Origin of the sequence: Bacillus sp. FSL K6-0268, assembly GCF_038005425.1 — a bacterium.
GTDB classification, from domain to species: domain Bacteria; phylum Bacillota; class Bacilli; order Bacillales; family Bacillaceae_G; genus Bacillus_A; species Bacillus_A thuringiensis_S.
On record NZ_JBBOTF010000010.1, the window covers coordinates 1 to 8779 of the forward strand.

Here is an 8779-nt window from a genome sequence, read left to right on the forward strand (position 1 = left end):
GACGCTGAACAAAGTGAATGAAATGTACGAAGGATTAAAAATGAGTTTTGCGAATGTAGCGAAAGCGGTTGGCATGATGAAATATAGCAAGAAGGAATATGAACAACCGCTAAATGAACGAGGGAATCGATTGGTAGATGGAATTGCAAATTATACAAGTTATTGGCTTCGAAAAATGGGAAGTGAGGATCTAGCGGAGAAAGTGGATAAGGAAATTGGATTGAGTAAAGGAATTGAACAATCTGTACAAGCTTTAGAACCGAAAAAAGAACGAGATAGAGGGTTTGAACATGAAATGTAAGTTTTTTATAAAAATATGTGTTTGGAGTGGGTTTTGAATTAAGAAGAATTTTGGGGAGGGGGGAGACTACGACATCCCCCCTAGGAGGTCATTGGTCACAGGTCAAATCGAGTTCAGCCTTACTCCCCCAAGGCTTTCGGGGTTTTTTTTTGCAGAAGTCAGTCATACCAAGGGTTTCAGCGATGGGTTTTTTTGTAAAAACCAATCGTACCAAGGGCTCGCGCGATATCTGTAAAAAAATGTAACTCTAGATATATCTGTAAAAATATTGACAAGTCTAGACTTGTGGGTGTATGATTTTTATAGGGTTTTAAATTTAGGAGGTTCTAAAATGGCTAGAAAAAAAATTGGTATTACATTGACTGATGAAACGTTGGGGAATTTAGATGATATTTGTAAGAAAACTGGTTTAACGAAGTCGCAAGTGATTGCGTTTTTAATTAACACTTATGGTTTGGAAAAATTCGGTGAGAAAAAATAAAAAGCGTAGCATCGGACGGGATGCTACGCTTTCGAAAAAACTAATTGGATAGGATGATTATATATGGTGAAAAGGAAAAGTTCAAATTCAAAAGATGAACGAACCAGAAACTGGACGTTCATTGTTTATCCAGAAAGTGCGCCGGAGAATTGGCGTGAAATTATTAATGATTTACATACACCGTGGATTGAAAGCCCGTTACATGATAAAGATATTAATCCTGATGGTGAAATAAAAAAACCTCATTGGCATGTCATGATGATGTTTTCAAATAAAAAGTCATATGAGCAGGTTAGAGAGATTACGTTTCAGTTGCGATCACCTAATCCGCAAAAAGTAGCAAACCCTAAAGGTATGGTTCGTTATTTTTTACATTTGGATAATCCAGAAAAATTTCAATATTCTAAGGGTAGTTTAGTTGCGCATTGTGGGGCTGATTTTGCTCAATATTTAGCTGTTTCAAAGGGTGAACGTTATGAATTAATTCGTGAGATGATGGAGTTTGTAAATGCTAATAGAATTATAGAAATGAAAGATTTATTGGATTATGCAATGGATAAAAGGTTTGACGATTGGTTTCCGTTGCTTTGCGATAATTCGGCTTATATTATGGAATCTTATATTAAATCTACTCGGCATAGTAGTTGATATTAATAAGTTATCAAATATGGTAACTATTTATGTAAAAAAGTCTTATATATTAAGGCTTTTTTACATACTCTTGGCGTCTTTTATAATAAAGGTTAAAAACAAGAAGATACTTTATGGAGCTCTGAAATTAATGTCATTGATTTTTAATGAAGTTAACTATTTGCTTCATTTTGTTAATAAAACCAATATTCTTTCTTTATTGTATCGATATTTGGTTTGTATTACCAGACTTGTTTAATTATTTAATGAGATATAAGGTTATTAAGGTATAAATTTTTAAAGTAATAGGTGGTTATAAAAATGAGCTTAAAAAATAAGTTTCTATGTACTTCGTTGGTATTATCTATAGGGATTGGTTTTGTGATGCCTAGTTTTTCTGTGTCTGCTGCAACAAATATTTCAGTCCAATCATTAGAGGAGGACAAACAAATCAATGAATTAGCTGAGCAATTAAAATTTTTAAATGAAGAAGCATTAGTGATTCAAAATGGTGAAAGGGTTTTCGATTTTAATAAAATTGAAAATAAATATGGAGCTAACTATGCTAATAATTTAAAAAACGATATTGTTATGATTGAAGAAATGAATGATGCAAAAGCTAAAAATCCATTTCATAGATATAAACGAAGTGCATGGACCGACTGTATGATTGATGCTATAAAAGATCATTTTGGAGTAGCGGCTGTTACTGCAGCTCTTGAAGGTGGATTGTGGGCATATCTTCAAAAAAAGGCATATAAAGAAGCGGCTAAATTATTGGTTAAATTTGCTGTTGGTTCAAATGCAGTTGGATTAGCGGGAACTCTTGTATATTATGGCGGAAAATGTACATATCAACATGGTTAAAATAATCAAATTTTAAAAAAGGGGATTAGATTATGCATGTTCATAAATTTTTGTATGTAATGGTATATTTAGTTACTCCTCTTACATATTTCACAGTATCTATTCTTTGGAGTAATTTTATTTTAGAGAAATCTATGTGGACTAATTTATCAGACAATTTATCAATTATGGGAATTTATTATTTTTTTGTAAGTATTTTTTGGTTAATGAACATGAAAACTATTGATAGAGTAACAGAAAAAATAGAAAATAATAAAACAAAATAAAATTTTTAAAAAGCGTTGAGACATTCGTTCAACGCTTTTTTTTATTGCGAAAGCAAGGGAATAGTTATATTGCATATGACTGAGGGTTCGATGAGCAACTGGCGAAACGACTATTGGGAGAAGGAAGATAAATGGTAAGAGTCCATGGTAAGCGGACTGAAATGGTGCAGCGGTTTGTGCTGATCCATGAAAGGAGCATTAAGGAATGGACTCGTGCAGCTGATTTGTCATCCTCTTGGCAGTCTCTCAAAACGATACGTTTTGGGGGTGCCAACCGGCGAGGAAGCCCCTCAAGGATTGAGGGGTTGGGGAGTTCGATGAAGGGGGTCTGGGGAAGGGTTCCCCAGTGGGTTTGGGCAACGCCCAAGGTGTATTTTTTTGTCACGTAGTGACTCGGCTATGCCGACAAGGGCCTCGCAGAGCCCTATATATTTTTGATGCGTAGCGTCAAAATATGTATAGGGTTACTCTAATTGACTCCATTTCGTCGCTTTGCTAGACTCTTGGTATCAATCATTCTAGGGAAGTGGGTGCATGTGGTGTTACGTTCTATCTCATTTAATCAATCTCACAAAAGTTCCATCAGTCATAACAATCGAGAAAATACGTATGGAAATCCTGGTATTGATCTATCCAGGTTAGAAGAGAATATATATTTTGTTCAAAAGGACATTCGGAGTGTATACAAAGAGGTATTTCAGGAAGCGGTAGATGTCTATAACGAGAAACAAAAACGAAATGACCGTAAGATTCAAGATTACTACGAGAAAATCAAGAAAAGTGAAAAAGTACATGAGCAACGAGAATTAGTTGTAGCGATTGGGGAAGGCAAAGATGACCCAATGTGTAGGAAAGAGAAAAAAGAAGCGTTACAGAGGTATGCAGAAGCTTTTCAAGAGCGTAATTCGAATCTAGCAGTCTATAACATGGTTTTACATGATGATGAAGCGAATCCGCATCTTCATATCAACTATGTGCCACATTTTTCAAGTCATCGAGGTTTAACGAAGCGTGTGGGAATGGATAGAGCCTTGCAAGAACAAGGCGTAAATGGAAAAGGAATGGAACTTATTGCAAATTGGAGAGCGGTAGAAACGGCATATATCGAAACATTGGCGAAAGAACATATTCCTGATTTCGAACGAGCGAATGTAGGGTCTCATAAGTACATGAAAGTAAAACAATACAAAGAATATGCGGAAACAAAGTCCGTTGTAGAAAAGCAGGTACAGGAAAAAGAAACCTATTTACAACGAGTAGACAAAGAAGTGAAACAGTCAGAGGGGAAAGTAGAAGAATTACACACCGTCCAAGGACAGTTAGAACAGATTGTGAGAAAACAACAACAAGAACAGAAGAATCTACAAAAACAAGTAAAAGATGCGAAAGAAGAGATTACGAAACTAGAAGAAACAAAGGAACAGGTAGAAAAGGATATACAAGGATTTCCTTTGTTTGATATGAGAAGGTTGAAAACAGAAACAGAAAAAGTAGGGTTGCTGAAAAAGAAAGAAGTAAAAACAGGAAATTATATTCTGACAAAAGAAGATGCCCAGAAGCTTTCTAAGCGTCTCAGAGGCGTTTCTAGCATCAAAGAAGGGTTAAGTACCATAGTGAGGTCTAAAAGCTTACTAGAAGCCCGAGAGGCGCAACTAAATGAAAGGGAAGAGTTCATCAATCAAAAAGAGTTGGATATCAGCTATAAAGAATTAGAAGTGAATCAAAGGGAACGAAATTTGATTGGGAAAGAAGCAGCCATTGAGAATGGTCAAACATGGTGGGAAGAAAAGCAAAGATTACAAGAACAAGTGAATCTATTAACCGTAGAGAATAGTCGTTTGAAACGAACGTTGAACAAAGTGAATGAACTGTACGAAGGATTAAAAATGAGTTTTGCGAATGTAGCGAAAGCAGTTGGCATGATGAAATATAGCAAGAAGGAATATGAACAACCGCTAAATGAACAAGGGAATCGATTGGTAGATGGAATTGCAAATTATACAAGTTATTGGCTTCGAAAAATGGGAAGTGAGGATTTAGCGGAAAAAGTGGATAAGGAAATTGGATTGAGTAAAGGAATACAACAATCTGTACAAGCGTTAGAACCGAAAAAAGAACGCGATAGAGGGTTTGAACATGAAATGTAAAATAGGGGTAATACCCCTATTTTATTATTTTAAGGTGTTTTACTTCTTTTCTGACTTGTTCTAAATTTTTATCTCGTCCTCTAAAAGCAAAAGATGGATCTAAACGATATGTATTAGATGCGCCTACTTTTGGACCTTTTACCAAAATACCATGTTCAAATAGTTCTTTAATTGCTCTTGAAACTGCTTGTTTTTTAATGTTTAATTCATCTGCAATATCTTGTTGTCTAACTCTTAACCAATTTTCATAATCTAATTTTGCTAATAAAATCATATAAACACGTAATGTTTCACCTTTCAAATTAAGTTTTGCAACATGTGTTAATCCTTCTTGAAACATCATAACCCAATCCCCCTTGTAAACTTTTTTCTTTTTAGCGGGAGTTAGTAAATATTGTTGAATTTCGCCTGTTTCTTCATCAGGAACTTCAACGAAAATTTCTTTATCTAACATAGCTTTCCCTCCATCAGATATTGTAAACTTATGCGTTAACTAAAATAGTAAACATATATGGTAACTCTGTCAACATATATGTTTACTATTAGTGTAAAGAAAACCTTGTAAATAAAGGGTTTTTTTATGTTCCCCTTGTGTCTTTTATAATAAGGGCTAAAAATTCCGCAAGGAATAGGTAGTATTTTTGAGTAAAAATCACTCAAAAATCTCCACCTTTTTCGCTTCGCTACATCCTTGCAAAATTTTTTTCGGCAGGGATTTTTTTTTCGCCAAGCCGAACAGACCAAAAACGAAGATTTAAGTTGTACGACTTGGATTCATAAGTATACCTGCCGAACCGCTAGTTCTTCCAACCGAAATATTGTTTTTTTGCAATATTTATTTGATGCATATTAAGGGGCTAGCCCCTCGCTTCGCTTCACCCCAGCCTCACCTCTCACCCAAAAACAAAAGGTTCAAAAATATAGTTTTTTTTGCAATTGAGTATGCAGTTGTATATTTATAGCTCCATAAATTTGAGTATGAGGAGTGTGGATTTTTATATGCGTAAGATCTTTTGTAGTAATGGAATAACATTGTTTTTGTAAAATATATACTGTGAAAGAGTCTGTTTTTGTGTGTACAGTTATTTTAATTTGAGAATCTAAACCTGATTGATAAAAAAATGTGATTGTAGCAGTATTAAAAATATTAGATGTACTAGTTTTCCATATTATTGAGGAAGGCATAGAAGGGAATAAAACATAAGATATACAAAAAGTTTGTTTGAATATTTTATGTTGTAATAAATAATCAAATATCGGAATATCACAAATAAAAAATCCGCAAAAATAAGAAAGATTTATTGTTATTTGAGTAGTAGTACGAAATAATTTTTTTACACAACAAAAATAATGATTTGAATTATTACAGTTAGTATGTGTATTAAAACAAGGAATCAAAGGTTCTAATACTGCACAGTTTTTTTTAATATTTATTGTTTTAATAATAAAAAAAGGTGTAGAAAATATATTATATTTTGTATATCCATTCAAAATAAATAATTCATTTTGTTTATGAAATAAACAAAATGATAAAAGAACTTTTTGTTTTGTTTTATTAAAAAATTGTTGTGAATTTAATAAAGTTTTTTGTAATGTATGAGAAAGACATGTATTCATCATATACTCATCCTTATAATATAAATTCAAAATAATATTTTTAATTTATTTGTATTAAAAAAAGATACTTTTGTCCATATTAAATGGACTGTAAAGCATATAATACATGGTAAATTAGTTTATATAATCAAAAATATTTAAGTGTTTTGAGACAGGGGGAATACTATATGGCACAATTAGGAAATTGTTGTAATGATCAATTAGGAGCTGTAAATGATGCAGTTTGTTGCACAATTATATTAGATGATACAGCTGGATTACCTTTACCTATATGGGACGATAACACAAACTTTACAATAAACGGAACAATAATGATTGAAAATAATGGTACAGTTGGGGTGGGGTCCACAGCTGCATTAACTGTTAATGGAACACCAGTAGGTGGGTTTGTAGTGGGACCCGGAGAATGTAGATCCATTACAATGAATGATATTAATTCTATTGGGATTGTTGGAGCAGGTACAAATCCATCTAGTATCAAAGTTTCATTTTCAATAAATTATCAATATTAATAAATGAATAGTAAGGTATCTTTGCTAATTTTCTTGAAATGGGGGAATAACAAGAAAATTAGTAACAAAATCCTTAAAAATTAAAAGATTTTAAGGATTTTGTTAAGATAAACATGTCAAAAAGTACATTTTATTACAATCAGTAATTCCCCCGTTTCGAGGATTTGGGTAAAAACATCTTAGTAAGGTTTTTTAAACAATTAAGAAATTGTTTTTAATCATTTTATTTATATATATAAAATAAACGGTAAGAGTCCATGGTAAGCGGACTGAAATGGTGCAGCGGTTTATGCTGATCCATGAAAGGAGCATTAAGGAATGGACACGTGCGCCCGATTGTCCACCCTCTTGGCAGTTTCTCAAAACGGCACGTTTTGGGGACGCCAACCGGCGAGGGAGCCCCTCAAGGAGTGAGGGGTTGGGGAGTTCGATTAAGGGGGTCTGGGGAAGAGTTCCCCAGTGGGTTTGGGCAACGCCCAAGGTTTGGTTTTGGTCACGTAGTGACTCGGCTATGCCGACAAGGGCCTCGCAGAGCCCTATATATTTTTGATGCGTAGCGTCAAAATATGTATAGGGTTACTTTGATTGACTCCGTTTCGTCGCTTTGCTAGACTCGTGGTATCAATCATTTTAGGGAAGTGGGTGTATGTTGTGTTGCGTTCTATCTCATTTAATCAATCTCACAAAAGTTCAATAAGTCATAACAATCGAGAAAATGCACATGGAAATCCTGGCATTGATCCAGCTCGATTAGACGATAATATGTATTTTGTTCAAAAGGATATTCGAAGTGTATACAAAGAGGTATTTCAAGAAGCAGTAGATACGTATAACGAGAAACAAAAACGGAATGACCGTAAAACCCAAGATTATTACGAGAAAATCAAGAAAAGTGAAAAAGTACATGAGCAACGAGAATTAGTTGTGGCGATTGGAGAAGGTAAAGATGACCCAATGTGTCGGAAAGAGAAAAAAGAAGCGTTACAGAGGTATGCAGAAGCCTTTCAGGAGCGTAATCAGAATCTAGCAGTCTATAACATGGTGTTACATGATGATGAAGCGAATCCGCATCTGCATATTAATTATGTCCCACATTTTTCAAGTAGTCGTGGATTAACGAAGCGTGTCGGAATGGATAGAGCTTTGCAACAACAAGGCGTGGAAGGAAAAGGGATGGAACTGATTGCGAATTGGAGAGCAGTAGAAACGGCATATATCGAATCATTGGCGAAAGAATATATTCCTGATTTTGAACGAGCAAATGTAGGGTCTCATAAGTACATGAAAGTAAAACAATACAAAGAATATGCGGAAACAAAGTCCGTTGTAGAAAAACAGGTACAGGAAAAAGAAACTTATTTACAACGGGTAGACAAAGAAGTGAAACAATTTGAGGGAAAAGTGGAGGAGTTACAAACCGTACAAGGACAGTTAGAACAAATTGTGAGAAAACAACAACAAGAACAGAAGAATCTACAAAAACAAGCAGGAGATACGAAAGAAGAGATTACGAAACTAGAAGAAACAAAGGAACAGGTAGAAAAGGATATACAAGGATTTCCTTTGTTTGATATGAGAAGGTTGAAAGCAGAAACAGAAAAAGTAGGGTTGCTGAAAAAGAAAGAAGTAAAAACAGGAAACTATATTCTGACAAAAGAAGATGCTCAGAAGCTTTCTAAGCGCCTCAGAGGCGTTTCTAGCATCAAAGAAGGGTTAAGTACCATAGATAGGTCTAAAAGCTTATTAGAAGCCCGAGAGGCGCAACTAAACGAAAAGGAAGAGTTCATCAATCAAAAGGAGTTGGATATCAGCTATAAAGAATTAGAAGTGAATCAAAGGGAACGAAATTTGATTGGGAAAGAAGCAGCCATTGAGAATGGTCAAACATGGTGGGAAGAAAAGCAAAGATTACAAGAACAAGTGAATCTATTAACCGTAGAGAATAGTCGTTTGAAACG

The 8779-nt window shown here is 34.5% G+C and carries 9 protein-coding genes and 1 pseudogene; 8 read left to right on the plus strand and 2 right to left on the minus strand.

Annotated elements, in window-relative coordinates; translation table 11 throughout:
* The 6 genes and pseudogenes from MHI28_RS35980 to MHI28_RS36005 form a co-directional block, all read left to right on the plus strand.
* A pseudogene (locus tag MHI28_RS35980) lies at positions 1-301 on the plus strand (plasmid recombination protein); the annotation flags it as partial.
* A 331-nt stretch (positions 302-632) separates the two neighbouring features.
* Positions 633-782, plus strand: coding sequence for a CopG family transcriptional regulator (locus tag MHI28_RS35985; protein WP_098873229.1), 150 nt, complete (start codon positions 633-635; stop codon positions 780-782).
* Between the two features lie 63 nt (positions 783-845).
* The gene (locus MHI28_RS35990; RefSeq protein ID WP_340829647.1) at positions 846-1430 is read left to right on the plus strand and encodes a replication protein; all 585 of its coding nucleotides are present in this window, start codon (positions 846-848) and stop codon (positions 1428-1430) included.
* A 303-nt stretch (positions 1431-1733) separates the two neighbouring features.
* On the plus strand, positions 1734-2279 hold the full coding sequence (locus MHI28_RS35995) for a hypothetical protein (protein WP_340829651.1): 546 nt from the start codon (positions 1734-1736) through the stop codon (positions 2277-2279).
* Positions 2280-2311: 32 nt separating this feature from the next.
* Positions 2312-2545: a hypothetical protein gene (locus MHI28_RS36000; RefSeq protein ID WP_000557954.1), complete on the plus strand. Its 234-nt coding sequence runs from the start codon at positions 2312-2314 to the stop codon at positions 2543-2545.
* Positions 2546-3084: 539 nt separating this feature from the next.
* On the plus strand, positions 3085-4692 hold the full coding sequence (locus MHI28_RS36005; RefSeq protein WP_445661824.1) for a plasmid recombination protein: 1608 nt from the start codon (positions 3085-3087) through the stop codon (positions 4690-4692).
* Between the two features lie 16 nt (positions 4693-4708).
* Here MHI28_RS36005 and MHI28_RS36010 read toward each other — a convergent pair whose 3' ends face one another.
* On the minus strand, positions 4709-5146 hold the full coding sequence (locus tag MHI28_RS36010; protein WP_127813415.1) for a helix-turn-helix domain-containing protein: 438 nt from the start codon (positions 5144-5146) through the stop codon (positions 4709-4711).
* Between the two features lie 458 nt (positions 5147-5604).
* Positions 5605-6312: a CotZ-related putative spore coat protein gene (locus MHI28_RS36015; RefSeq protein ID WP_340829658.1), complete on the minus strand. Its 708-nt coding sequence runs from the start codon at positions 6310-6312 to the stop codon at positions 5605-5607.
* Between the two features lie 164 nt (positions 6313-6476).
* On the opposite strand from MHI28_RS36015, the gene MHI28_RS36020 reads away from it, so the two are divergent.
* Positions 6477-6821, plus strand: a complete 345-nt coding sequence (locus MHI28_RS36020; RefSeq protein ID WP_340829661.1) for a DUF3992 domain-containing protein — start codon at positions 6477-6479, stop codon at positions 6819-6821.
* Between the two features lie 651 nt (positions 6822-7472).
* The coding region (locus MHI28_RS36025; protein WP_340829666.1) for a plasmid recombination protein at positions 7473-8779 on the plus strand (1307 nt) is incomplete at its 3' end.

What these genes read in the sequence shown, in the direction of transcription:
- MHI28_RS36015 (WP_340829658.1), bottom strand. Translation starts at nt 6,312, where the DNA reads ATGATGAATACATGTCTTTCTCATACATTACAAAAAACTTTATTAAAT.
- MHI28_RS35985 (WP_098873229.1), top strand. Translation starts at nt 633, where the DNA reads ATGGCTAGAAAAAAAATTGGTATTACATTGACTGATGAAACGTTGGGG.
- MHI28_RS35990 (WP_340829647.1), top strand. Translation starts at nt 846, where the DNA reads ATGGTGAAAAGGAAAAGTTCAAATTCAAAAGATGAACGAACCAGAAAC.
- MHI28_RS36010 (WP_127813415.1), bottom strand. Translation starts at nt 5,146, where the DNA reads ATGTTAGATAAAGAAATTTTCGTTGAAGTTCCTGATGAAGAAACAGGC.
- MHI28_RS36000 (WP_000557954.1), top strand. Translation starts at nt 2,312, where the DNA reads ATGCATGTTCATAAATTTTTGTATGTAATGGTATATTTAGTTACTCCT.
- MHI28_RS35995 (WP_340829651.1), top strand. Translation starts at nt 1,734, where the DNA reads ATGAGCTTAAAAAATAAGTTTCTATGTACTTCGTTGGTATTATCTATA.
- MHI28_RS36020 (WP_340829661.1), top strand. Translation starts at nt 6,477, where the DNA reads ATGGCACAATTAGGAAATTGTTGTAATGATCAATTAGGAGCTGTAAAT.